We start from the raw sequence: 23,086 nt of genomic DNA, 5'->3' as shown, positions 1-23,086 counted from the left end.
AATCCTTATGAACAAGAAAACGGTCAGCATCCTTTCCGGCGCCGCGGGGATTTTCCTCGCCGGCGCCATCTATTCCGAAGTTCTCAAATTTCCGGCGTACGCCGTGCACGCTTCGCAGTACGTCAAATTCCTGCTGGCGGTGATGGCGATCCTCTGCGCTCTGCTGATCGCCGCGTCGCTGCGCGGCGCGGATCCCGGCAAACCGCAGTGGGTGAAGGCTCCCGGAGCGTTTACCGCCACGGTGGCGCTGACGCTCGTTTATGTGCTGTCGCTCAAATACGCGGGATTTTACGTTGCCAGCGCCGTTTATATGCTCGTCTTGGCGTTCCTGCTGGGGCTGCGCCGGCCGCTGCTGCTAATTGCCAGCGCGGTCGTGCTGCTGGCGCTGGTGTACGGGGTGTTCGTGCGCTTCCTCGGCGTGCCGGTGCCGCTGGGGATCTTCGAGGAATTCACGTTCGCCGACGTGCCCGGCTCGCTCGCCAAGGCCAGAGCGGCTCTGGCGCTTCTGTGAAGGGGAGTGACGGTCTATGGAAATGATCATTGAGGCGGCGCTGAGCCTGTTCGCTCCCGCGCCGCTGCTCGCCATCGTCGCGGGCACGCTGGGAGGCGTCATCATCGGCGCCATTCCCGGTCTGACGGCGACGATGGCCGTGGCGCTGCTGATCCCCGTCACGTTCGGCATGAATCCCGTCGTCGGTCTGGCGCTGATGGGCGGCGTCTATTCCGGCGGCATGTTCGGCGGCGCGATCTCGTCGATCCTGCTGTCCACGCCCGGCACTCCGGCCGCGGCGGCCACGGCGCTCGACGGCTACCCGATGACCCGCAAGGGCAAAGGCGGCGTGGCGATCACGATCGCCACGGTGGCCAGCTTCTGGGGCGGCATCATCTCCACACTGGCGCTGCTGCTGGTGGCGCCGGTGCTGGCCAAGTTCTCGCTGCGCTTCGGACCGCCGGAGAACTTTCTGCTCGCCGTCATGGGGCTGACGAGCATCGTCACGCTGACGAGCGGCAATCTGATCAAGGGGCTGATCTCGGGCGTGATCGGTCTGCTGATCGCTTCGATCGGCATGGATCCGATGGACGCCTATCCGCGCTTCGCCGGCAGCGTGCCGGAGCTGTTCGACGGCGTCAAGGACATTCCCGCGCTGATCGGCCTGTTCTCGGTCAGCCAGCTGCTCGACCTGACCGGCGAAGCCAGCATCGTGCAGGAGCTGGCGGCCGACGTTTCGACGCTGAAGGACAACAAGCTGCCCAAGGGGCTGGCGCCGACGATCGCGCGCGGCGGCGTCATCGGCACGATCGTCGGCATGCTCCCCGGCGCGGGCGCGACGATCTCGGCCTTCATCTCCTACAACACGGCCAAGTCGCTCGACAGGGAACCGGAGACGTTCGGCCACGGCAACCCGAAGGGCGTGGCCGCGTCGGAGAGCGCCAACAACGGCTGCGTCGGCGGCTCGCTGGTGCCGATGCTGACGCTGGGCATTCCCGGCAACTCGGTGGCGGCCTGTCTGATGGGCGGCCTGACGATCAACAACCTGATCCCGGGGCCGGAGCTGTTCACCAAGTACGGCACGATCACCTACGGCTTCATTCTCTCGCTGTTTCTCGCCAACGTCGTGTTCCTGTTCCTCGGCATCTACCTGGCGCCGTTTTTCGCGCGCATCTCCACGGCGCCCAACTCGCTGCTGGTGCCGGCGATCGCCGTGCTCTCGGTGGTGGGCAGCTTCGCGATGCGCAACATGATGTTCGACGTCTGGACGATGCTGGCTTTCGGCGTCGGCGGTTACTTCCTGCACCGCATGGGGTTCGATCTCGGCGCAGTGGTTCTGGGGCTGATCCTCGGGCGCATCACGGAGGAGGGCTTCGGCGGCGCGCTGGCGATCTCCAACGGCTCGCCGGCGATCTTCTTCACGCGCCCGCTCTGTATCGTGCTATGGGCGCTGATCGTCCTGCTTCTGTTGCCCGCGTTCCGCACAAAAAAGAAAACGGCTTGATTCGCGCAAAAAAAATCCTCTCGCCGCGGCGAGGGGATTTTTTTACAAAAATTTTTCCGCTTCAAGCGCCGCCTCTTCGTCGGCGCAGTCGCTCTATGCTATAATCTGAACCGGAGTTCCCGAACTGTCTGATATTACAAAGAAAAGAACGCCGCGAAGCGGTTTTTTTCCGCTGCGGCGCAGGAGCGTGAGATCATGAAGATAGTGGTCGTAGGCGCGGGCAACGTGGGGTATACGGTGGCGCGCACCCTGTCCGCCGAAGGGCGGGACGTGGTGATCATCGAGCGCGACGCCGAGACCGCCGCCCGTCTCGAAGAGGAACAGGACGTCAGCGTCGTCCGCGGCAACGGCGCGCGTCCCGCCGTGCTGGAAAAGGCCGGCGTCGTCAAAGGCGGCGATGTGGACGCGCTGATCGCCTGCACCGATCGCGACGAGACGAACCTGATGGCCTGCTGGCTGGGCAAACGCGCCGGCGTGCGGCAGGTGCTGGCGCGCGTCAGAGATCTGGAATTCACCGACACGCCCGACTGGGCCGAAGACCTCGGCATCGACGTGCTGGCTTCGCCGGAACGTTCGCTGTCGCGCGAGATCGCGTCGCTGCTGCGCTTCAACGCCGCCGTCCATTCGTCGGAGCTGTTCAACGGCCGCGCCGGCAGCTTCGCGTTCCGCGTCGAGGCCGATTCGCCGATCTGCGGCATGAGCCTGCGCGAGTTGGGCGTCAAGTATCCGGGGCTGGGGGCCATCATCGTCTACGTGGAACGCGGCGACGACGGCTTCGTGCCCTCCGGCGACTGGACGGCGCGCGAGGGCGACCTGTGCTTCGCCGTGACGCTGCACGAGCGCGTGCCGTCGCTGATGCGGCTGTTCGACGTGGAGCATCACAAACGGCTGTCGCGCGTCATCATCGTCGGCGGCGGCAAGCTGGGGACCAATCTGGCGCACCGTCTCAGCTCCAACGTGCCGCACGTGGAGACGACGCTGGTCGAAAAGGATCTGGAAAAATGCGCGCGTCTGGCCCGCGAGTTCCCCGACGTGAAGGTCATCAACGGCGACGGCATGGACAAGGATCTGATGCTCCAGCTCGGCGTGGACAAGGCCAACGGAGTCGTGGCCGCCACGTCCAACGACGAGATGAACGTGATCATCGCCGCGCTGGCCAACGTGCAGGAAGACGTGAAGACCATCGCCGTCGTGCGCAAGGACGTGTACGAGGATCTGGAGGACAAGCTGCCCGTGGACGTGCTGGTCAATCCCAACAAGACGCTGGCGTCCACGTTCCTGCGCTACATCCGCTATCCCAATTCGGCCGGCATGCTCTCGCTGATCGACCGCATCGGCGCGGAGATGCTCGAGTTCCTGCTGCGCCCCGGCAATCCCGCCGTCGGCAAACGCATCATGGATTTGAATCTGCGCAAGGGGATCCTGATCGCCATCATCAAGCGCGGCGGCAAGTACCTCGTGCCCGGCGGCGCGGAGGTGCTGCTGGAGGGCGACGTGATCTCCGTCTTCGCCATGGCCGAGATGATGCCCGAAGCGATGCGCTTCTTCAAGGTCGATCAGGCATGAATTTCCGCGTTGTCCTTTTCGTGCTTTCGCTGATCGGTTCGATCGTCTCCGGCAGCATGTTCCTGCCCGCCGCCTGGGCGTGGTTCGACGGCACGCCCGACGCCGCCGTGCTGCTGCGCTGCGCGGTCTTTTCGCTGGCCGCCTGCGTCGCGCTGGCGCTGGTCACGCGCCCTTCGCGCAAAAGCGCTCCCGGCCGTAGCGACATCGGCGTGCGCGAGGCGTTCGCCATCGTCTCCTTCTCGTGGGTCGTGGCTTCCGTCATCGGCGCGCTGCCTTACGTGCTCCACGGCACGACGGCGAACTTCACCGACGCGTTCTTCGAGGCCATGTCGGGCTTCACGACCACAGGGGCGTCCATCCTCGTCAACATCGAGGGAAATCCCCGCGGCATCCTGCTCTGGCGCGCGCTCACGCACTGGCTCGGCGGCATGGGCATCATCGTCCTCAGCCTCACCATCCTGCCCTTCATCGGCGGCGGCGGTATGCAGCTTTTCAAGGCCGAATCGCCGGGGCCGCTGCCGGAAAAGCTCACCCCCCGCCTGCAGCAGACGGCCGCGATCCTATGGGAGATCTACATCTTCCTCACCGCGCTGGAGGTCGGCGCGCTGATGCTGTGCGGCACTTCGTTCTACGAGGGCGTCACCCACGCGTTCGCCACCGTCGCCACCGGCGGCTTCTCCATCTACAACGACAGCATCGCCCACTTTCGCAGCCCCGCCGTCGAGTGGGTCGTCACCGCGTTCACGTTTCTGGCCGGCGTGAATTTTTCGCTGCACTATCTGTTCCTGCGCGGCTGCTTCGGCGCCTATTTCAAGGACGACGAGTTCCGCTGGTACGTCCGCATCATCCTGATCGTCGCCGCGGCCGTCGCCTGCTCGGCGCTGAAAAGCGGCATGGACATGCCCTTCGGCCAGGCGCTGCGCCACGCCGCGTTCCAGACCACAACGCTGATGACCACGACCGGTTTCATGGTCACCGACACGCTGCAGTGGCCGTACTTCGCCCAGATGGCGCTGCTGGCGATCATGCTCGTCGGCGGCTGCGCCGGATCCACCTCGGGCGGCATCAAGGTCGTGCGCTTCATGATCGCCGCGCGCCACGCCAAAAACGACATGATCCGCTCGCTCCAGCCGCATCGCGTGCTCTGCGTGCGCGTCAACGGCAAGCCGCAGGAGAGCCGAGTGGTCAGCACAGTGCTCTCGTTTTTCGTGTGCTACATCGTTATCCTCATCGCCGTCAGCCTGTTTTTGGCCGCTCTCGGCATCGACCTGCTTTCGTCCTTTTCAGGCGCGCTGGCCTGCGTCAGCAACGTCGGCCCCGGGCTGGGCGCCTTCGGCCCCGCCAGCAACTACGCCTCCGTCCCCGCCGCCGGCAAATGGGTCCTGGCCTTCGCCATGCTCGTCGGCCGCCTGGAACTCACCACCGTGCTGCTGCTGTTCGTGCCCGACACGTGGAGACGCTGAGACGCCACGACGCTTCCGCCCGTCTCCGTTCCCGATCGGGGCGGAAAACTTTTCCTTATAAAAATGACCGCGCCGATGTTCCACGTGGAACATCGGCGCGAAAAACGCCCGGCAGCTCAGCGGCTGTCGGGCGTTGCTTTATGTTCGGATATTCGCGTTTTTTGTCTGCCGTCGTTTTTTTGAAAACGGCGGCGCTACGACTCCCACTTCTTGAAACCTTCGCCGACGACTTCGGAGACGTCGCTGAGGATCAGGAACGCGGCCGGGTCGATGGAGCGCACGAAGCGCTTCAGTTCCACGGCCTGACGGCGCGTGAGGATGACCATGACCATCTCCATGGGAGCGCGGCGATACGCTCCTTTGGCGGCCACGAGCGTGGCCGTGCGTTCCAGCGAGTCCATGATGAAACGGGTGATCTCGTCGGTCTTGCCGCTGATGACCATGACCTGCGTGCGGCGGTCGAACGACTTGATCACCCAGTCGATGACGACTGACTCCACATAGAGGCTGAAAGCGCCCATGAGGATGCGCTCGAAATCGACGGCCACGAAGGACAGCACGAGGATGCCGACGTTGACGAAGAACGACGCCGAGCCGACGTCCACGCCCCAGCGTTTTTTCGCCACGGCAGCCGCCACGTCCATGCCGCCGGACGAAGCGCCCTCGCGAAAGAGGATGCCCATGCCGAGGCCGCCGACGACGCCGCCGAACAGCGCGGCCAGGATCGTGTTGCTGATCAGCGGATAACGGAACATCTCGAACAGCGGCAGCGCCAGCGAGGTGAGCAGGGTGTTGTACAGCGTCCAGAGAGCGAAGCGCGGCGACAGGGCTTTCCAGCCCCAGGCAAGCAGCAGCGCGTTGCCGCCCGTGAGCACCCAGACGGGCGAAATTCCCCAGAGGTAGTTGGTGATCAGGCCGACGCCGGTCACGCCGGTGCTGGCGAACTGATAGGGTTCGATCAGCGCGGCGATGCAGAGACAGATGAGCAGCGTGCCGACGGTAACGTTCAAAAACGTCCCCAGCTCCCGCCGGCAGGCCGCCCGAAGCGCCAGCCCGCCGATTTTCAACCGTTTATCCATGGACATGCCCCCTTGCAGAGCGAAAATAATTTTAACGAGTCAACCGGGATATGATAGCATAAAAACGGCGCGCGGAGAAATTATTCAACCGCGCTCGACGCGTCGGTTCATTTTTTTCGCACCGAGGCAAAACCGGCTTGCCTCGCGGCCGAATCCTTTTATAATAGAGGCACCGTCGGCGCTGCCGCAAAAAAACTTTCGGAGGTGAGCCCATGCCCTGTGAAGAATTCATCGCCAATCTGCGCCGCAACCGTTTTCAGGCCGTTTATTTCGCCGCCGCCGCCGAGGCCGCCGACTATCTGGCTTCTCGGGTGCGGAACAAGACCGTCGGCTTCGGCGACTCGCACACGCTGCTGGAGATGGGGCTGGCCGAACGGCTGCGCGAGCACAACGTCGTTTACGATCCCACGCCGCTTTCCGGCGCCGAATTCAAGGCCGCGGCGGACCGGGCCATGACGGCGGACGTCTTCATGCTGTCGGTCAACGCCGCCGCGGAAACGGGTGAACTGGTCAACATCGACAGTTCAGGCAACCGCGTCGCCGGCTCGCTGTGGGGGCACGAAAAAGTCTATTTCGTCTTCAGCGCCGACAAGATCGAGCCGACGCTGGAAGCGGCGATCTTCCGCGCCCGCAACACGGCGGCGGTGATCAACGCCTCGCGCTTCGGCTTCAAGACGCCGTGCGCCGCCAGAGGAGACAGATGTTACGACTGCTCGTCGCCCGACCGCATCTGCAACACGCTGGTCGTGTACATGAAAAAGGAGAAGTCGATGGACATGGAAGCGGTGATCGTCGGCGAAAAACTGGGGTACTGAATTCGGAACAAATTCCACCGCGGAAGCGCCAAAACACGAAAAAAAAGCAAAAGACCATCGATATCGACAAATAAAAGCGCGAGTCTCAACGTCGAAATACACGCCGACGTCGAGACTCGCGCTTTCTGTTAAAAAATTTCCTCCGCGTCTCTGTGCCCTTTGTTTCAAAGCCGTGCGACACGACGTTACTTGACGGCCACGACCTCGATCTCGACCTTGCCGTCCTTGGGCAGTTTGGCGACCTGCACGGCGCTGCGGGCGGGGAACGGCTCCTTGAAGTACTGGGCGTAAATGCCGTTCATGACGGCGAAGTCGTTCATGTCCTTGAGGAAGACGGTGGTCTTGACGACCTTGTCCATCGAACTGCCGGCGGCTTCGAGCACGGCCTTGACGTTTTCGAGCGACTGCCTGGCCTGCTCTTCGATCGTCTCGGGCAGTTTGCCGTCGGGCGTCAGGCCGAGCTGGCCGGATGTGTAAACCATGCAATCAGTGGCGATGCCCTGCGAATAGGGACCGATAGCGCCGGGAGCTTTTGTCGTTGCGACTGCGCTTTTCATTGTGATGCTGCCTCCTTGGAATGACCGATATGAACTTCACGGGAAAAATCCCGGAACCTTTTTTGATTATACCCATCTGCGCGCGTTAAGGCAAATTCCAAACGGACGCTTCCGCGGACGCCGTCTGTGCTAGAATAGATTTTAAGATTTTTTGCCTTAAGGAGGAATCACCGTGAACAAAACGTTCCGCCGCGCTCTGGCCGCCGCGTTCGCCATGCTTCTAAGCGCCGCGCCGGTTTTCGCCATGACGATCGGCACGTTCAACATCGAATTCTTCACCATGAGCGGTTCCAGCGAAGACCGCTCCCAGCCCTACACGCCCGCGGACATGCGCGAGCTGGCGGATTCGATCCGCCGCAGCGGCGCCGACGTGCTGGCGCTGCAGGAGATCGAGGGCAACGCCACGATGCGCTTTTTCACCGCCACGGCGCTGCCGGGCTGGAAATATTTCGGCAACGACACCGACGGCACGCAGGACCTGTTCTTCCTCTGGAACCCGGCCAAGGTCACGCTGGTCGGGACGCCCCAGCTGTATTACGCCAACCGCACGGGGATTTTCGAAGGGCGCAAGTTCAAGCTCTTCGACCGCCCGCCGCTGGTAGCGCGCTTCAAGGACAACGCCTCGGGCAGGATCTACACGCTCGCGGCCGTCCATCTCAAGAGTATGACCACCGTCGGCAAGAGCGACGCCGAAGCCGCCCAGCGCTACAACCTTGCCAAGCGCGCCGCGCAGACGGAAAAACTCAACGAGCTTGCCGCCCGCATGGAAGGCCCGCTGTTCATCCTCGGCGACTACAACAGCCCCGATCCGCAGAAGGAAGTGAGCTTCCCGCTGCTGGGGCTGCGGCACGGCTACAGCTTCGACAACTGGAACAACAATCTCGACTACATCGGCTATGTCGGCATCGGCCGCGACAAGCTGGGCGAGGTGAAGGAGACCGAGACGCGCATCCGCCACCGCTCCACGAGGCGCAAGGATCATCCAGACCACGACATTATCGCCGTCGAGATCCGGGATTAGGCCATGAGCGCCCGCCGTTCCTCCTTTGTGCGGCTTCTCGCGCTGCTTGGCGCGCTCTGTCTCGGCGGCGCGGCGCAGGCGGCAGGCGAGCCGCGGCGCGAGCGCATCCTCCGCTTCGACGTCGGCGCCACGGTCAACGAAGACGCTTCGCTGACCGTGCGCGAAGACCTCGAGTTCATCGCCATGGGAGTCAAGATCAGCCGCGGCATCATTCGCGGCATCCCCGTCCGCTATCGCGACGAGAACGGCCGTCCCGTCGCCGTGGGGCTGAAGGTGCTGTCCACCTCCGTCGACGGGGTCGAACTGCCGTGGAAAGAATCAAACGAAGGGCGCGGCCGTTTTATCCGCATCGGCGACCCCAAACGGACGCTTTCACCCGGCGTCCACCGTCTGTCGCTGACCTACCGCACCACAAAGCAGCTGGGGTTTTTCGCCGACCACGACGAACTGTACTGGAACGTGACCGGCAACGACTGGGCCCTGCCCATTCAGAACGCCTCATTCCGCCTCGCCCTGCCGGGCAAGTCAGCGGGCGATGGATTCAGCCGCGTCGGCTGGTACGCGGGGCGCTACGGCAGCACGTCGAGCGACGGCGCGCGTCTCGACGATTCCCGCGCCGTCGTCACCACACGGGCGTTGCAGCCCGGCGAAGGACTGACCGTCGTCTATTCGTGGCCGAAAGGCGTCGTCGCGCCGCCGCAGCCTTCCTTCGGCGAGCGCTTCGGGGATTTCGTCTCCGCCCACGGCGACGCCATTGCCAGAGGGCTGATGTGGGCCGGCACGGCGCTGGCCGCCATCTGCCTCGCTTGGGGCGCGCTGCGCGCCCGCGGCAAGCACAGCGGCGAGATCACCGTGATCCCGCTCTTTCACGCGCCCAGGGACATGACGCCCTCGCTGGCGCGGCGCCTCACGCGCGGGACCGACGACTTTGCCAGCCTCGGCGCCGAGCTGATCGCCCTGGCGGTAAACGGTGCGCTGAAAATCAGCGGCGACCGGCGCAGCGGCTACCGCCTCGAAAAGACCGGCGGCGCGCCGTCCGACGGATTGCCCGCCGCGCTGATGGACACGCTCTTCCCTTCTTCCTCCCAGGAGGCGCTGAACGTGACCAACGCCCATCGCAAACGTTTCGAAAAGTCGCTCGAACTGATCAAAGGCGACGCCCAAAAACGCGCCGAAAGCAACTTTCTCGACCGGCGCGCGCCGCTGCGCCGCGCTTATTCGGCTTTGCTGGCCGGCGCGGCGGCGGGGGCGTTGTTCCTGCTGACCGAGGCCGTCTCCGCCGAGTGGGGAGCCGTCGCCCTGCTCCTGGGCGCGCTGGCGCTCCTGTCGCTGCGGCATGCGCGGCGAGAGCCCACGCTCGCGCCGCGAAGCTTCGCGCGCTCGCTGCGAAACTCCTTCGGCCTGAAGGGCTTCTTTGCGGCGCAGGCGGGCGTCCTCGTTGCGGCATTGCTGGCGATGGCCGCGGCGCACAGCAGCGACCGTCCCCTTACCTTCGCGGGCGCAGCGCTGGCGCTGCTGGGACTGCCTCTGGGGAAAAAGCTGATCTTCTGGACGGACAAAGGACGGAAACAGTTCGAGCAGGCGCTGGGACTGAAAATGTTCATCACCGCCGCGGAAAAAGACCGCCTGGAGATGCTGAACGCCCCCGACGACACGCCGCAGCTCTTCGAGGAACTGCTCCCCTACGCCGTCGCCATGGACTGCGCCCAAACGTGGGCGAACCGCTTCGAGAAAGTCCTCGCCGCCGCGGCCTGGCAGCCTTCGTGGAGCGACGGCTCCGCCTGGCGCTCGGGCGCCGCGCACGCCCTCTGGAGAAGCGACGGCATCGCCCGCGGGCTGAGCGATTTCTCCAAAGGCTTCTCGTCCAGCCTCGGCGCCGCCTCGTGCGCCCCCGGCTCGTCCTCCGGCGGCAGCTTCGGAGGCTCGTCCGGCGGCGGCTTTTCCGGCGGCGGGGGAGGCGGCGGCGGGGGACGCGGATGGTAATGCGTTTCATATAAAAACGCCAGGAAAGACGACGCGAAACGGCGGTCGGAATCCGATAAAAAATTATCGGTTCCGGCCGCCGTTTTTTAGAGTGAAGAGCTTTTTCAAGAGAGTCTTTCCACCTTGCGCTTAAGATTCCTTTACGTTATACTCACTACTGAAAATAATTTTAAACATGCCGCTCGACCAACGCGGATAAATTCATTGAAACGCGTTATTCAAAAGGGATCCCCGGGGCGAACGAAACACGCGCTCCGAGAAACAAGAAAAGGAGAATTCGGCACCATGAAAAGAATCGCGGTACAGCTCTTGGCAACGCTGGCGTTTTTCGGCGCGAGTGCGGCGGTCGCGCAGCCAAACGTTTCGGAATTTCCGCTCACAGTCACGGATCAAATCGGAAGGACGGTCACGCTGAAAGCGCTTCCGAAACGCATCGTTTCCGGCTATTACATTTCTTCTTCCGCCTGTCTGGCGCTCGGACTCAAACCCCGCCTGGCCGCCCTTGAGGAGAAGATTGAGGTGCGCCCTATTTACAAACTGGCCGCGCCCGAGCTGATCGGAACCGTGGGCAACGTTGGATCCGCCAAAAACTTTGACCTGGAGGCCTGCATCGCCGCCAAACCCGACCTCGTCATCCTGCCCAAGCGGGGCAAGGATTACGCCGCCACCCTTGCGGAGATGGACGTCCCCGTGCTCGTCGTCAATCCCGAGAACCACCGCCGCCTCGTCGAGATGATCACGCTCATCGGCCGGGCGACCGGAACCGCCGATGCAGCCAAAAAGCTGATCGCCCGTTACGACGAGATCAGCGCCAAGGTCAAGAAGCTGACCGCCGCGATTCCCGACGGCCAGAAACCCTCGGTCTATCTCTGCAGCCCCGCTTCGTACCTGAGCACCGCCCCGCGCGACATGTACCAGGCTTCGCTGATCGCCTCGGCTGGCGGGAAAAACGCAGGCAGCGTCCTCGACGGCGACTCGTGGACCAAAGTGTCCTACGAGCAGATCCTCGCTATGAATCCCGATGTCATTATCATCCCGACCAACAACATGGCCAGCGGACAGCCTGGCTTCACGGCCGCAGAGATTTCCGCGGACGAACACCTCGCCGAGGTCAAGGCCGTCAAGAACGGCATGGTGTACAACATGCCGACAGGCTTCGAGGCCTGGGACTCGCCTGTACCGTCGGGCGTGCTTGGCATGCTCTGGATGGTTTCGGCGCTGCACCCCAAGCTTTATTCCGCGGCTGAGTTTGCGGCGGACGCGGCCAATTTCTACAAGACCTTCTACGGCTTCGACATGGACGCCTCGAACCTCGCGCCCCGAAAACAGGACGCACCCGTCGCCTTCCTCGGCATGCGGGGCGCAGGGCGCAACGTCGCTTGATGAACGCTTCCGAACCTCTGGAAAGGCCGGTCGCGCCATTCTTCATCCTGACGCTTCTGGCGATTCTGGTCGCGGCGGCGACCTCGATCTGCGTGGGGAAATACCGCATCTTTCCCGGCGAGATACTCGCCATGTTCCGTGGCAGCGCCGACGTACCCGCGATGACCCGCAAGGTGTTTTTCACGCTGCGCCTGCCGCGGACGCTGATGGCCATGCTGGCCGGAGTCGGGCTCGGCTTCGCCGGCAGCGTCTACCAGACGATTTTCAAAAACCCGCTGGCCTCGCCCGACATCATCGGCGTGGCCGGCGGCGCGAATCTCGGCGCTGCGGCGGCCATTGTCGCCATGTCGGCCCTCAGCGTGCCCGCCATCGCCGTCGGCGCGTTCACCGGCGGATTTGCCGCCGTCGCGGGCGTCATGCTGCTGGTCAGGGTGACGCGCTCGCACTCCACCTCCACCTACGTTCTCGCGGGCATCGTGATCAACGCTCTGTCGCGCGCCATGATCATGGCGCTGAAATACTTCGCCGACCCGGAAAACGAGCTGGCAGCCATGGAGTACTGGGAGATGGGGACCTTCGGCAACATCACCCGCGCCAAGCTGCTGGCAGTGCTGCCGATGTTCGCGGCCGGGCTCGCCGGGCTGATCCTGCTGCGGCGTCAGATCGACCTGATGGGACTGAGCGAGGACGAATGCCGCGCGCTGGGTGTGCGCCTGAAGCCCACGCGAATCGCCGTACTGATCCTCTCCACACTGCTGGTGGCGTCGATCGTCAGCGTGACGGGACTGGTCGCTTTCGCCGGGCTGATCGCGCCGCACACCGCGCGGCTTATGCTCAGGCGGAACAACTCGACGACGCTCTGCATGAGCGGCGCAACGGGCGCTTTCATCGTACTCGCCGCGGACATCCTCGCGCGCGTGCTCTACAGTGCCGAGCTGCCCATCTCCATCCTCACCACGGTAATCGGCGTGCCGCTGCTGCTCTACTTCATGTGCATCGGAAGAGAGCGTCTGCTGTGAGCAGGATCTTTTCCCTGCGCGGGCTGCGCATCGCCTACGCCCGCGACGAGATCATCCACAGCGTGAGCTTCGACATTCGCGCCGGCGAGTTCTGCGCGCTGCTCGGACTCAACGGCAGCGGCAAGACGACGATCCTGCACGCTTCCTGCGGCCTACTGCCGATGTCCGGAAGCTGCGCTGTGAACGGGCAGGATTGCTCCGCCATGAACGAGAGAGAACGCGCGCGGCTGATCGCCTTTATCCCGCAGAACTGCGGCGTCATGGCCGGCAAAACGGCGCTCGAAATCGTCATGATGGGTTTTAACACGCAGCTGGGACTGTTCGAATCTCCCTCGAAAGCACAGAAGCAGGCCGCGCTAGTCACTCTGGACCGTCTCGGCTGCGCCGCGTTCGCGCGCCGGGATTTCGCCGCGCTGAGCCAGGGACAGCGGCAGATCGTAATCCTCGCCCGCTGCCTCGTTCAGAACACGCCGGTGATGCTCATGGACGAACCCGACAGCGCTCTGGACTTTCTGAACCGCCAGATGGTACTGGAAAAGATCCGATCGGTCATCCACAGCGAACGCAAAGCGGGACTGATCACCCTACACGACCCCAACTTCGCCATGCGCTACTGCGACCGCTTGCTGCTGCTCAAAGCGGGCGCTCTGACCGGCGAGATCACCATGAAGGACGCTTCGCGCGAGGAACTCAGAGAAAAACTGTCCCTCGTCTACGGAGACATTGAGCTGTTCCCCTGCAGCCACGGCTTCTTCATGGCCCCCAATACCACACGAAAAGAGTGAACGTCCGTGGAAAAAATCTATACCGTAGACCTCTCGACGGGACGCATCGAACACAGAGAATACGACATCCGCAGGGAAAAGCTCTACGGCCGCGGGCTGGCAGTGGCACTGCTGGCCGCGGAGACACCGCTGAAAACGGGCCGCTATGCGCCGGAGAATGCGCTGGTTTTCGCGCCGGGGCTGTTCGCCGGCTGCCGCGCCCCCAGCGCCGGGCGGATGACCGTTCTCGCCAAAGGCGGCGAGACCTCGATCCAGGTCTGCAACGTGACGGGCAACATGCCGCAGAAACTTGGCTCGCTGAATGTCTGCGCGGTAGTCATCAAGGGCGCGGACCGCGACGGCAATGCCGTGCTGCACATCGGCGAAGACGGGGCAGAACTGCTTCATATGCCCGAGCTTGGTGCTCTCTACACCGACGACCTCGTCACCGCGCTCAAATCCCGTTTCGGCCGCGAAGCGGCCATCGTCGGCACGGGAATGGCCGGTGACATGAGAATGCCGCTTTCCACCTTTTTCTGCACGTACCCCGACGGTGAACCCGAGTACAGCTGCCCGCGCAGCGGCTTCGGAGACATCCCGGGAAGCAAGGGACTGCGCGCGGTCGTCGTCACCGGCAGCGCCTACTTTTCGCGCGAATGCGCCGCGCCGGAGGAGTTCGCCCGCACCGGAAAAGAGTTGGCTTCGCTCATCGTCCGCAACGAAATCTGCGGTTCCGCTCTACCCGCACACGGTTCGATCACGCTGCTGCGCCTGCTCAAAAGCGGCGGCGCGATGGAGAAATCGCCTCCCCCGCCGCGCGTCGCCGCGTCTGAAAAGCGCCCGTCGTCCCGAAAGAAAAATTACTGCTGCGCCCCCATGTGCGTGATCGGCTGCCTCAACCGGCACAGCGCTGCCGACGGCGCGACCTACGACGCGCCGGATCAGAGCGAACTCGTCGCCGCCCTCAAAAACTGCTTCGGGATCGACGACGAAGATTTCACGCGGCGGCTCCAGCGACGGCTCCGCAGCCTGTGCCTAGTGCTTCCCGAGTTCGTTACGGCCGCCAGAAGCTACTTCGCCGCCAAGGGACTCGCTCCCAGCCAGCCGGCGCTGCTCGCGCTCGTCGACGAGATCGAACGCGGCAGCAAAGCCGGGCGTCTAATCGGTTCCCGCACGGAAGGTATCGCCGCCGCCTTTCCCGATAACCCGGCGCTGCGCAAGCTGACGGATCGGCCGGCCATCACCGACGAGAAAAGCTTCACCGTGAAAATGGACCTCGCCTACGAAGAACTCACCGGAGTCGACGACATGACACTGATGTACCGTCAGATCTTCGTCCTCGAGAACCTCGGCATCTGCATGTTCGCCGCCTTCGCCCTCGTGAGCAGCATGGAAGCCGTCGAGCTGCTGGCCCGCCTCTTCCGTTGCAAAACGGGGCTTTCCGGCGTCACTGGCGCAACACTGATCGCCGATGCCGCGAACTGCCTCGCCGCGGAGAGCGCCTACACCGCCGCCAACGGCGCCGCAGCGCCCCAGACCAACATTCCTTCGTTCACCAAAGTGCTGTACCGGTATTTTTCCAGATAAAAAACGGCCGGACGACGTTTTCAGAAAGGCTCGCAAGAGGAGGTGAACGCTTTTCCCTCGCTGGCCAGCGCCTCGGACGGCTCGGAAGCGCCGCCGTCATCGAACGGCAGCCGCTAGTTTTGTATTGATCGATCATCAAGGAGGAAATCCAAATGGGTCGCAAAAAAATGGTCGCGGTGCTGGCTCTGTTAATGGGAGCCCTCGTGTGCGAAAACGCGGAAGCCGCTTTGGCGAAAAAGGATCTCGGTATCGTCCGGGCCGGCATCGACGGAGCGTATCCCCCGTATTGCTACCTGAACAACAAAGACGAAGTGGACGGTTTTGAAGTCGCCGTCATGAAAGAAATCGCCAAAAGAAACGGTCTCGACATCCAGTGCCAGGTCACCGCATGGAACAGCATGTTCGGCCAGCTGGACTCGGGACGCATCGATACCGTCGCCGAAACGATCACGATCACCGAGGAGAGGCAGGCGAAATACGTTTTTTCGAAAAGCTATATCGAGGATAGCAACCGCTTCCTGGTCAGGGCGGGAAAAGAGGATTCCATCTCTTCCTTCAAGGATCTGGCGGGAAAGAAAATCGGCGTTGCCAGCGGCCAGTCCGCTTACAATCAGCTGCTGGCCATTCAGAAGGAACAGGGCGTGCAGTTTGAGATCGCGCCCTACGAAACGTCTACCAACGCCTACGACGTTTCTATTGGGAGAATTGACGCGTCTTACATGAATCCCGTCGCCGGCATGGATATGAGCAATAAGGGCAACATGAACCTCGCCGTCGCGTCTTGCCCCGCCTTTATGGCGGCTCGATGCGCCTACCCCTTCCGCAAGGATACGGAGCGCGGTCGGCTGCTGGCGCAGATTTTTTCGGACACTCTGGCGGAGATGGCCAAAGACGGCACGCTGAAAGCGCTGTGCGTCAAGTGGCTCGGCGTCGACATCTCCCGCGTCGAATAGAAGGACGTATCGCGTATCGTACGCCGCAGGAAGGTACAACGTACAGCGGGGCTCCGAGGAGTCCCGCTTTTTTACGGGACCAGAGATTCAGGAGAATTGATAAATCATGAATTTTAATTCGGCTTATGCCATTCGACAATTCCCGACCATCTTCAAATACGCAGGCATGACGTTCAAGATTGCCGTTGTCTCCATGCTGTGTACTCTGGCGCTTTCACTGGTGATCACCCTCGTCCGTTATTATCGAATTCGGGGATGGTGCACCGTCGTCGACGTTTACGTCGATCTGTTCCGCGACACGCCGCTTTTAGTGCAGCTGTTTTTCATCTATTATGGCCTCCCGCAGATCTTCCCAGTCTTCGTGAAGCTCTCCGGTTATACGGCGGCCGTTATCGGCCTGACGCTGAACGCGGCGTCGTACATGACCGAAGACATGCGCGGCGCGCTCGAGTCCGTACCACAGGGCCAGATCGACGGCGGGCTTTCCGTCGGCATGACAGATCTGCAAGTAATGCGCCATATCATCTTGCCGCAGGCCGCCAAAGTCGCCCTTCCCGTCCTGGGCAACGAGTTCGTTTCCCTCGTGAAAAACTCGTCGATGGCCTTTACCCTCGGCGTGCGGGAAATCATGGCCGAAGCCTCGCTGCTGGGCACTTCCAGCAGTCGTTACATGGAGACCTATATGGACGCCTTCATCATCTACTTCATTCTGTGCAAGCTGATTTCCCTCGCGCAGAAAAGGCTGGAAAGGCGTCTGAACAGGCAGAGAGGCGGCGTGTGATGATCAGCATCCGAGGGCTTCGCAAGCAGTTTGGCCCGTTGGAGATCCTGAAGGGGATCGATCTGGACGTCGCGAAAGGCGAAGTCATCGCGATCATCGGCCCATCGGGAACGGGCAAGACCACGCTTCTGCGGTGCATCAACTTTCTGGACGAGCCGACGGCCGGTTCCGTCGCCATCGACGGCCTGGAGCTCCAAGCCGGAGACCATACCCGCCAGCAAGTCTATGAACTGCGGAAGCGCGCCGCCATGATTTTCCAAAACTTCAATTTGTTCAGCAACATGACGGTCCTGCAAAATATCACGCTGGCGCTGAAGGTCGTTCAGAAGCTCGGCCGCGATCAGGCGATCCGGCGCGCGGAAGACGTTCTGGGCCAGGTCGGCCTAAGCGGCAAGAGGGACAGCTATCCCTCGACGCTCTCCGGCGGTCAGCAGCAGCGGGCCGCCATCGGACGGGCAATGGCGCTGGGCACGAAAGTGATGCTCTTCGACGAGCCGACCTCCGCTCTGGATCCCTGTTTGGTGGAAGAAGTCCTCGCCGTCATCAAACGCCTCGCCATGAAGCACAGCGTCGCCATGCTGATCGTCACTCACGAGATGCAGTTTGCACGCGACGTGGCGGACAGAGTTCTTTATATGGACGACGGGATCATCGTGGAAGACGCGCCTCCGAAGAAACTTTTTCATTGTCCGGAAGACGCGCGAACGCGTCAGTTCCTGCAATACTATCGGGGAACGGGAGGCGGTGAACGCTGTGAAGAGCTCGACTGACGACGCTCCGGCAACACATACGGAACGGCTGCAAAATCTGCTGCACGGAAAATCGTTGGATCGCCCGCTCTTTTCCGCGTGGGGACACGTAATGAACTTCTGCGACCGAAACGCCAAAGATTTTGCCAAGGCGACGATTGACTTTCAAGACGCCAACGATTTCGACTTCATCAAAATCATGTCAAACCCCTATTACCTGCTGGAGGACATGGGGATTCTTCTGAATGCCCCAGAGCGCTACGACCAGTGCGTCACACGTTCGAACCGGCTGCTTGTCCCTTCTCCGAAAGACTGGGGGACCATCGCATTTCCGGACGTGAACGCCGGCAGCCTGGCGCGGGAGAGGGAAGCGATCCGCCGCGTGATCGGGCATTATCAAGGCACGGTCCCCGTCCTCGCGACCATCTTCACTCCCGCCATGTGGATCGCGTACTCGTCGCTGCGGAGCGAGGATATGGATCAGTTCGGTTCCTATATCCCGCTTTTGGAACGATATCTGACGGGTCATGAACGCCACGTTCGCCCCGCGCTTGACCGCTTTGCGGAGCTCAACCAACGATACATGGAGGCGCTGCTGTCCGACGGCGTTTCGGGATTTTTCTACTGTACCGAGTACGCCAGGGATCTGTGGACCGACCGAACCGTTTTCGAAGATTTCGAGAAAAGGTACGACCTTCGGATCCTGGATTCCGTGCGCAAGGACTCGCTGTTCAACATCCTCCACGTGTGCGGCGTCGGCAAACTCCGCATGGACTGGGTGCTTGACTATCCCGTCGACGCCTTCAACTGGGACGACCGGCAGCCGGGCAATCCTTCGCTGGCCGACGTCAGAGCGGCAACCGAAAAGATCCTCGTTGGCGGTCTGGATCGTTTCCGAGACCTCGCGGGCGCGTCCCGCGAAGAAATCAAAACCCGCCTGCTGGAAAAAATCCGCCGCGCGACGGAGCAGGCGGGGCGGGACCTCATCGTCTCCGGCGGATGCGACTGGACGATCGGCGCGAGCCACCGCTTTTACATTTGGCGGGAAGTCATGGAGGAACTGAGAACAACGGGACAGGGAAGCGAAACGTTTAAGCTGTACCAGTAATTTTTCCAGATAAGAACCGGCCGGAAATCTTCACCTAAAAGAGATGACAATATCATACTATTTCTCGATAAAAAGCACTAACATAATTTGCAAGGCGCTGCGAGGGAGTTCAGCCGCTCAGAGCTACTTCGACTGCTGCGCAGTCTGCGCACCTCGCTTTGTGAATCTCCCTCGCAGCGCCTCTGTGTTCGGTATTTTAATTAAGAAATAGTATAACAATCGTTAAATCTATAGCTATAACAGAATAAAAGCCGCCGAGATAAAAATTCCTACCAACAATGCGATCGACAAGCAATATCCCATGATATCCCGTACGCCCAATCCCGCAATGGCAAGGATTGTCAAAGCCCAGAACGGCTGAATCTGGTTCGTCCAGCTGTCTCCCCAGCACAGAGCCATCGCGACTTTTGCTCCGTCGGCGTTCAGTGCCCGTGCCGCCTCCATCATGATCGGCCCCTGAACAGCCCATTGACCGCCGCCGGACGGGATAAAGACGTTGATCAGACCGCCGCTCCAGAACGTAAATAACGGAAGCGTCTTAGCCGAAGAGATACTCACAAAGAAATTGGCGATCGCTACTGTCAGACCGGAATCTCTCATCATTCCCATCATGCCCGCATAAAACGGGAACTGCAGGATGATGCCGCCGACGCTTTTCACCGCTTCGCCGACTGCTTCGGAATATCTCGCGGGCGAACCGTGCACCAGCAGTCCGAGCATCATGAACGCAAAGTTGATGGTATTCAGGTTGAGATTGAATTTCTGCTGGCCGGCAAAGAAATTATACAGATACCAGAAGCCTGCAGCGACAAGAAGAATCATGATAATGACACTATTATCAAGACGTTCGGCCGGACTTCTGTCCGCTTTCTTGATACGCCCAGCCCGCTCTTTTTCCTGGCGTTTTAACTCTGCCTCAATGATGGCGGAATCGAGTTCCACAGGCGGATACTTGTCATTTTTGCTCGGAGACAACAGGGCACACAGCCCGGGGATGATGAAAAACAGCACTACCGTAATAAACATGTTCCAGCTGCTGAACAACGTATCGGAAACAGGGATGATGCCGCACACTTTCTCCAGGAAATGTCCAGGTGTCGCGATCGACAGGGGGATTGCCGATGAGGGGCCGCGAAGCACATTGCCGCCGTAGACCGCAGCGATCATAAGCGGATAATGGATGCCCATGCCGCGTTTCTTGATTGCCACTTCCTTGGCGATAAGAGCTCCAATCACCAGTCCGAAACCCCAGTTGATATAACTGACAAGGCAGGAAATAAAACCGACAATGAAGATTGCAGATTTTGGCCCGCGCGGTACGGAGGCGAGAGCGCCAAGCATACTCTGCACAACCGGCGCGCTTGCCAGTGCGTGCCCTGTTACGACGATCAGCACCATCTGCATAGTAAAGGGGAACAGTCCAAAAAAGCCCTTACCCCAGTAATTTACCATATCAGCTGCGGACTTGCCGCAAATCATCATCCCCAGCACGCCGACAAGTCCGCTGAGGATAATGGAAAGGGTAAATGGGCGGGGAAGCCAGCGCTGGACTAAGCTAATAAACACATTGGTCATTGCCTGCAGAAACTTTCTCACTATTGTTTTCTCCTTCTGTGGGGGAACCGAAACAATTTTTATTCTGATGCCGTCACAAAGACGGCATCAGAAAAGAGCATCTTACAGTTTGCGCACCACCATAGCCACGCCCTGGCCGCCGCCGATGCAGGCGGAAGCGATGCCGAGCTCCTTGCCCCGCTGACCGAGCGCGTTGATCAGCGTGGTCGCGATCTTGGCGCCGGTCGCGCCGATGGGGTGACCGAGGGCGATCGCGCCGCCGTGGACGTTCAGCTTTTCCATGTCGAACGGCATTTCGCGGTGACAGGCGATGACCTGAGCCGCGAACGCTTCGTTGATCTCGATCAGTTCCATGTCGCTCAGTTTCAGTCCGGCTTTGGACAGCGCCTTGGGCATGGCGACGACGGGGCCAAGCGGGAAACGCTCGGCGTCGAGCGCTGCGGCGCTGTAGCCAAGGATCTCGGCCAGCGGCTTGAGCCCGCGTTCTTTCGCCCATTCGCGGTCGGCAACGATGACGATCGCGCCGTTGTCGCACAGGGCCGAACTGCTGCCGGCGGTGATGGTGCCGCCGTCTTTTTTGTAGATGGGAGGGAGTTTGGCGAGTTTCTCCAGCGAGGTATCGGTGCGGAAGATCTCGTCGGTGTCGCAGACGATCTCGCCCATCTTTTTGTCCTTGACGGCGACGGGGACGATCTCGTTCTTGAAAAGCCCGGCTGCCGTCGCGGCGGCGGCCTTTTGATGAGAGGCGAGCGCGAACTCGTCCTGTTCCCGGCGCGAGATTTCGTACTCGGCGGCGATTTCTTCGCAGAGTTCTCCCATCAGGTGCTGAGCGACGGGGCAGAAGAAGCCGTCTTTGTGCAGGGCGTCGAGGACTTTCTGTTCGCCCATGCGATAGCCCCAGCGCGCCTTGGGCAAAAGGTAGGGGACGTTCGAGGCGCTCTCCATGCCGCCGGCGACGATGACTTTGGCGTCGCCGAGGCGGATGCGGTCGGCCGCCAGCATGATGGCGCGCAGGCCGGAACCGCAGCGGATGTTCACGGTGAACGCGGGAACGGAGCTGGGGATGCCGGCGCCGTACATGGCGATACGGGCGGGGTTGGCGCCGACGCCGGCCTGCCAGCCGGTGCCGAGGATCACCTCGTCGACGTCTTCGCCTTTGACGCCGGCACGCTGAACGGCCGCTTTCAGTGCGACGGCTCCCAACTCGGGGCCGCTCAGCTTGGAAAGCGTGCCGCCGAACTTTCCCCCGGCCGTACGCGCTGCGCTGATAATGACAGGGTTGCTCATTTTATTTCACCGCCTCCGTTTCTGACACTTCCGTGCCTTTCATCTGCGTGATATTTTCAGCCTCGACATAGTTCGCTTCGGTGTGAGAGCGAACGTCTTCCTTGGTCACTTCGGGCGCGATCTCCAGCAAGGTCATCGTGCCGTCCTCGATGGAGAACACGGCGAACTCCGTGACGATCAGGGAAACCACGCCTACTGCCGTCAGGGGCAGGCGGCACTTTTTGAGGATCTTGGGATGGCCTTTTTTATCGCAGTGGGTGGTGGCGACGATAACGCGTTTGGCGCCGACGACGAGATCCATCGCGCCGCCCATGCCGGGCAGCAGTTTGCCGGGGATGATCCAGTTGGCGAGATTGCCTTCCTGATCGACTTCCAGCGTGCCGAGCACGGTGGCATCGACGTGTCCGCCGCGGATCAGGCCGAAGCTCATGTCGCTGCCGAAGAACGAGCAGCCGGGCAGCGGCGTGATAAAACGTCCGCCGGCGCCGATGAAGCGGTAATCTTTCTGCTCGGGTTCGGGGCCGGCGCCGAGACAGCCGTTTTCGGTCTGGATGACGAGGCGGCGCCCTTCGGGCACAAAGTTGGAAACCAGCGTGGGGATGCCGATGCCGAGATTGACCACGTCGCCGTCTTCAAACTCCAGCGCGATGCGTTTGGCGATGCGATTGCGGACGACGTCTTCGTTAAGTACGGGCAGCATAGTAGTTGTCTCCCTTCACGACCAGAATATCCACCAGGATGCCGGGGGTCACGACGTTGTCGGGGTCGAGCTCGCCCACGTCGACGATCGAATCGACTTCGGCAATCACCAGATCGGCCGCGGTGGCCATGGTGGGATTGAAGTTGCGGTTCGTGCCGAAATAGGTCAGGTTGCCCATGCGATCGGCCCTGTGGCCCCGGATCAACGCCACGTCGGCGCGCAGCGGCAGTTCGAGCAGATATTTTTTGCCGTTCACTTCAATGACTTGCTTGCCCTCCTCCACTTTGGTGCCGACGCCGGTAGGCGTCAGGAATCCGCCCAGACCGAAGCCGCCGGCGCGGATGCGCTCGACGAAAGTCCCCTGGGGAACGAGTTCCAGTTCGAGCGTGCCGGCGTTGTACTGCTCGCCGGTCTTCTTGTTGATGCCGATATGCGAGGCGATGACTTTTTTGATCTGCCCCGCGGCCACGAGCCGGCCGTGGCCGACGTCGGCGTAACTCGTGTCGTTGGAGATCATGGTCAATCCGCCGGTGCCGGCTTTTTCAAGCGCTTCGACGAGCGTGTAAGGAACGCCGCCGAAGTTGAATCCTCCGATCATGACGGACATGCCGTCTTTGACGTTTTTAACGGCTTCATTGGCCGACATGACCGGCTTGATCACATTTCGTGCCATATTCTTCCTCCTTAGTCCGATCTTTGAGA

The 23,086-nt window shown here is 61.6% G+C and carries 21 protein-coding genes; 15 read left to right on the top strand and 6 right to left on the bottom strand.

Annotated features, from left to right (window positions below):
• The first annotated feature begins 7 nt into the window (after window positions 1–7).
• The 4 genes from RAH42_RS12415 (at window position 8) to RAH42_RS12400 (ending at window position 5,023) form a co-directional block, all read left to right on the top strand.
• Window positions 8–511, top strand: a complete 504-nt coding sequence (locus RAH42_RS12415; protein ID WP_296427059.1) for a tripartite tricarboxylate transporter TctB family protein — start codon at window positions 8–10, stop codon at window positions 509–511.
• Between the two features lie 16 nt (window positions 512–527).
• A complete protein-coding gene (locus RAH42_RS12410; protein WP_078016395.1) occupies window positions 528–1,994 on the top strand; it encodes a tripartite tricarboxylate transporter permease in 1,467 nt (488 codons plus the stop codon).
• A 195-nt stretch (window positions 1,995–2,189) separates the two neighbouring features.
• Entirely contained in the window at window positions 2,190–3,560 is a 1,371-nt protein-coding gene (gene trkA / locus RAH42_RS12405) for a Trk system potassium transporter TrkA (protein WP_317539620.1), read from the top strand.
• Window positions 3,557–5,023, top strand: coding sequence for a TrkH family potassium uptake protein (locus RAH42_RS12400; RefSeq protein ID WP_078016393.1), 1,467 nt, complete (start codon window positions 3,557–3,559; stop codon window positions 5,021–5,023). Before trkA ends, RAH42_RS12400 begins: the two co-directional genes overlap by 4 nt.
• A 194-nt stretch (window positions 5,024–5,217) precedes the next feature.
• Here the strand turns inward: RAH42_RS12400 and RAH42_RS12395 are convergent, their stop codons facing one another.
• Complete coding sequence (locus tag RAH42_RS12395; RefSeq protein ID WP_296427065.1) at window positions 5,218–6,102, bottom strand: YitT family protein; 885 nt, start codon at window positions 6,100–6,102, stop codon at window positions 5,218–5,220.
• A 212-nt stretch (window positions 6,103–6,314) separates the two neighbouring features.
• On the opposite strand from RAH42_RS12395, the gene RAH42_RS12390 reads away from it, so the two are divergent.
• On the top strand, window positions 6,315–6,917 hold the full coding sequence (locus RAH42_RS12390) for an LUD domain-containing protein (protein ID WP_317539619.1): 603 nt from the start codon (window positions 6,315–6,317) through the stop codon (window positions 6,915–6,917).
• Between the two features lie 185 nt (window positions 6,918–7,102).
• Here RAH42_RS12390 and RAH42_RS12385 read toward each other — a convergent pair whose 3' ends face one another.
• Complete coding sequence (locus RAH42_RS12385; RefSeq protein ID WP_078016390.1) at window positions 7,103–7,474, bottom strand: RidA family protein; 372 nt, start codon at window positions 7,472–7,474, stop codon at window positions 7,103–7,105.
• A gap of 172 nt (window positions 7,475–7,646) precedes the next feature.
• Between RAH42_RS12385 and RAH42_RS12380 the strand changes: the two genes are divergently transcribed.
• The 10 genes from RAH42_RS12380 (at window position 7,647) to RAH42_RS12335 (ending at window position 18,822) form a co-directional block, all read left to right on the top strand.
• The gene (locus RAH42_RS12380) at window positions 7,647–8,495 is read left to right on the top strand and encodes an endonuclease/exonuclease/phosphatase family protein (protein ID WP_317539618.1); all 849 of its coding nucleotides are present in this window, start codon (window positions 7,647–7,649) and stop codon (window positions 8,493–8,495) included.
• A 3-nt stretch (window positions 8,496–8,498) separates the two neighbouring features.
• Window positions 8,499–10,478: a DUF2207 domain-containing protein gene (locus RAH42_RS12375; RefSeq protein ID WP_317539617.1), complete on the top strand. Its 1,980-nt coding sequence runs from the start codon at window positions 8,499–8,501 to the stop codon at window positions 10,476–10,478.
• A gap of 285 nt (window positions 10,479–10,763) precedes the next feature.
• A complete protein-coding gene (locus tag RAH42_RS12370; protein WP_317539616.1) occupies window positions 10,764–11,861 on the top strand; it encodes an ABC transporter substrate-binding protein in 1,098 nt (365 codons plus the stop codon).
• Window positions 11,861–12,880, top strand: coding sequence for an iron ABC transporter permease (locus RAH42_RS12365; RefSeq protein ID WP_078016386.1), 1,020 nt, complete (start codon window positions 11,861–11,863; stop codon window positions 12,878–12,880). The genes RAH42_RS12370 and RAH42_RS12365 overlap by 1 nt, the downstream gene beginning before the upstream one ends.
• On the top strand, window positions 12,877–13,665 hold the full coding sequence (locus RAH42_RS12360; RefSeq protein ID WP_168170054.1) for an ABC transporter ATP-binding protein: 789 nt from the start codon (window positions 12,877–12,879) through the stop codon (window positions 13,663–13,665). Before RAH42_RS12365 ends, RAH42_RS12360 begins: the two co-directional genes overlap by 4 nt.
• 6 nt (window positions 13,666–13,671) lie before the next feature.
• Window positions 13,672–15,231 (top strand): aldehyde ferredoxin oxidoreductase N-terminal domain-containing protein, encoded by a 1,560-nt coding sequence (locus RAH42_RS12355; protein ID WP_078016384.1) that lies wholly within the window; start codon window positions 13,672–13,674, stop codon window positions 15,229–15,231.
• Window positions 15,232–15,383: 152 nt separating this feature from the next.
• Entirely contained in the window at window positions 15,384–16,184 is an 801-nt protein-coding gene (locus RAH42_RS12350) for a transporter substrate-binding domain-containing protein (protein ID WP_078016383.1), read from the top strand.
• 106 nt (window positions 16,185–16,290) lie between these two features.
• Window positions 16,291–16,965 (top strand): amino acid ABC transporter permease, encoded by a 675-nt coding sequence (locus tag RAH42_RS12345; protein ID WP_078016382.1) that lies wholly within the window; start codon window positions 16,291–16,293, stop codon window positions 16,963–16,965.
• Entirely contained in the window at window positions 16,965–17,735 is a 771-nt protein-coding gene (locus RAH42_RS12340) for an amino acid ABC transporter ATP-binding protein (RefSeq protein WP_078016381.1), read from the top strand. Before RAH42_RS12345 ends, RAH42_RS12340 begins: the two co-directional genes overlap by 1 nt.
• A complete protein-coding gene (locus tag RAH42_RS12335; protein ID WP_078016380.1) occupies window positions 17,719–18,822 on the top strand; it encodes a uroporphyrinogen decarboxylase family protein in 1,104 nt (367 codons plus the stop codon). The genes RAH42_RS12340 and RAH42_RS12335 overlap by 17 nt, the downstream gene beginning before the upstream one ends.
• Before the next feature lie 234 nt (window positions 18,823–19,056).
• Here the strand turns inward: RAH42_RS12335 and RAH42_RS12330 are convergent, their stop codons facing one another.
• The 4 genes from RAH42_RS12330 to RAH42_RS12315 form a co-directional block, all read right to left on the bottom strand.
• Window positions 19,057–20,418 (bottom strand): TIGR00366 family protein, encoded by a 1,362-nt coding sequence (locus tag RAH42_RS12330; protein WP_205948275.1) that lies wholly within the window; start codon window positions 20,416–20,418, stop codon window positions 19,057–19,059.
• Window positions 20,419–20,499: 81 nt separating this feature from the next.
• Window positions 20,500–21,684 (bottom strand): thiolase family protein, encoded by a 1,185-nt coding sequence (locus tag RAH42_RS12325; RefSeq protein WP_078016379.1) that lies wholly within the window; start codon window positions 21,682–21,684, stop codon window positions 20,500–20,502.
• Window position 21,685: 1 nt separating this feature from the next.
• Complete coding sequence (locus RAH42_RS12320; protein ID WP_078016378.1) at window positions 21,686–22,384, bottom strand: 3-oxoacid CoA-transferase subunit B; 699 nt, start codon at window positions 22,382–22,384, stop codon at window positions 21,686–21,688.
• Window positions 22,368–23,057: a CoA transferase subunit A gene (locus RAH42_RS12315; RefSeq protein WP_078016377.1), complete on the bottom strand. Its 690-nt coding sequence runs from the start codon at window positions 23,055–23,057 to the stop codon at window positions 22,368–22,370. Before RAH42_RS12315 ends, RAH42_RS12320 begins: the two co-directional genes overlap by 17 nt.
• Window positions 23,058–23,086: the final 29 nt, after the last annotated feature.

It is taken from the genome of Pyramidobacter sp. YE332 (assembly GCF_033060595.1).
In the GTDB taxonomy this organism is placed as follows: Bacteria; Synergistota; Synergistia; order Synergistales; family Dethiosulfovibrionaceae; genus Pyramidobacter.
Note: the sequence above shows the minus strand (reverse complement) of the source record. Positions and strands in the feature narration are given on the sequence as shown.

Coding starts and splice junctions, on each gene's coding strand:
- RAH42_RS12325 (WP_078016379.1), bottom strand. CDS start 21,684: ATGAGCAACCCTGTCATTATCAGCGCAGCGCGTACGGCCGGGGGAAAG.
- RAH42_RS12385 (WP_078016390.1), bottom strand. CDS start 7,474: ATGAAAAGCGCAGTCGCAACGACAAAAGCTCCCGGCGCTATCGGTCCC.
- RAH42_RS12410 (WP_078016395.1), top strand. CDS start 528: ATGGAAATGATCATTGAGGCGGCGCTGAGCCTGTTCGCTCCCGCGCCG.
- RAH42_RS12375 (WP_317539617.1), top strand. CDS start 8,499: ATGAGCGCCCGCCGTTCCTCCTTTGTGCGGCTTCTCGCGCTGCTTGGC.
- trkA (WP_317539620.1), top strand. CDS start 2,190: ATGAAGATAGTGGTCGTAGGCGCGGGCAACGTGGGGTATACGGTGGCG.
- RAH42_RS12370 (WP_317539616.1), top strand. CDS start 10,764: ATGAAAAGAATCGCGGTACAGCTCTTGGCAACGCTGGCGTTTTTCGGC.
- RAH42_RS12345 (WP_078016382.1), top strand. CDS start 16,291: ATGAATTTTAATTCGGCTTATGCCATTCGACAATTCCCGACCATCTTC.
- RAH42_RS12320 (WP_078016378.1), bottom strand. CDS start 22,384: ATGCTGCCCGTACTTAACGAAGACGTCGTCCGCAATCGCATCGCCAAA.
- RAH42_RS12415 (WP_296427059.1), top strand. CDS start 8: ATGAACAAGAAAACGGTCAGCATCCTTTCCGGCGCCGCGGGGATTTTC.
- RAH42_RS12315 (WP_078016377.1), bottom strand. CDS start 23,057: ATGGCACGAAATGTGATCAAGCCGGTCATGTCGGCCAATGAAGCCGTT.
- RAH42_RS12400 (WP_078016393.1), top strand. CDS start 3,557: ATGAATTTCCGCGTTGTCCTTTTCGTGCTTTCGCTGATCGGTTCGATC.
- RAH42_RS12395 (WP_296427065.1), bottom strand. CDS start 6,102: ATGGATAAACGGTTGAAAATCGGCGGGCTGGCGCTTCGGGCGGCCTGC.
- RAH42_RS12350 (WP_078016383.1), top strand. CDS start 15,384: ATGGGTCGCAAAAAAATGGTCGCGGTGCTGGCTCTGTTAATGGGAGCC.
- RAH42_RS12340 (WP_078016381.1), top strand. CDS start 16,965: ATGATCAGCATCCGAGGGCTTCGCAAGCAGTTTGGCCCGTTGGAGATC.
- RAH42_RS12390 (WP_317539619.1), top strand. CDS start 6,315: ATGCCCTGTGAAGAATTCATCGCCAATCTGCGCCGCAACCGTTTTCAG.
- RAH42_RS12365 (WP_078016386.1), top strand. CDS start 11,861: ATGAACGCTTCCGAACCTCTGGAAAGGCCGGTCGCGCCATTCTTCATC.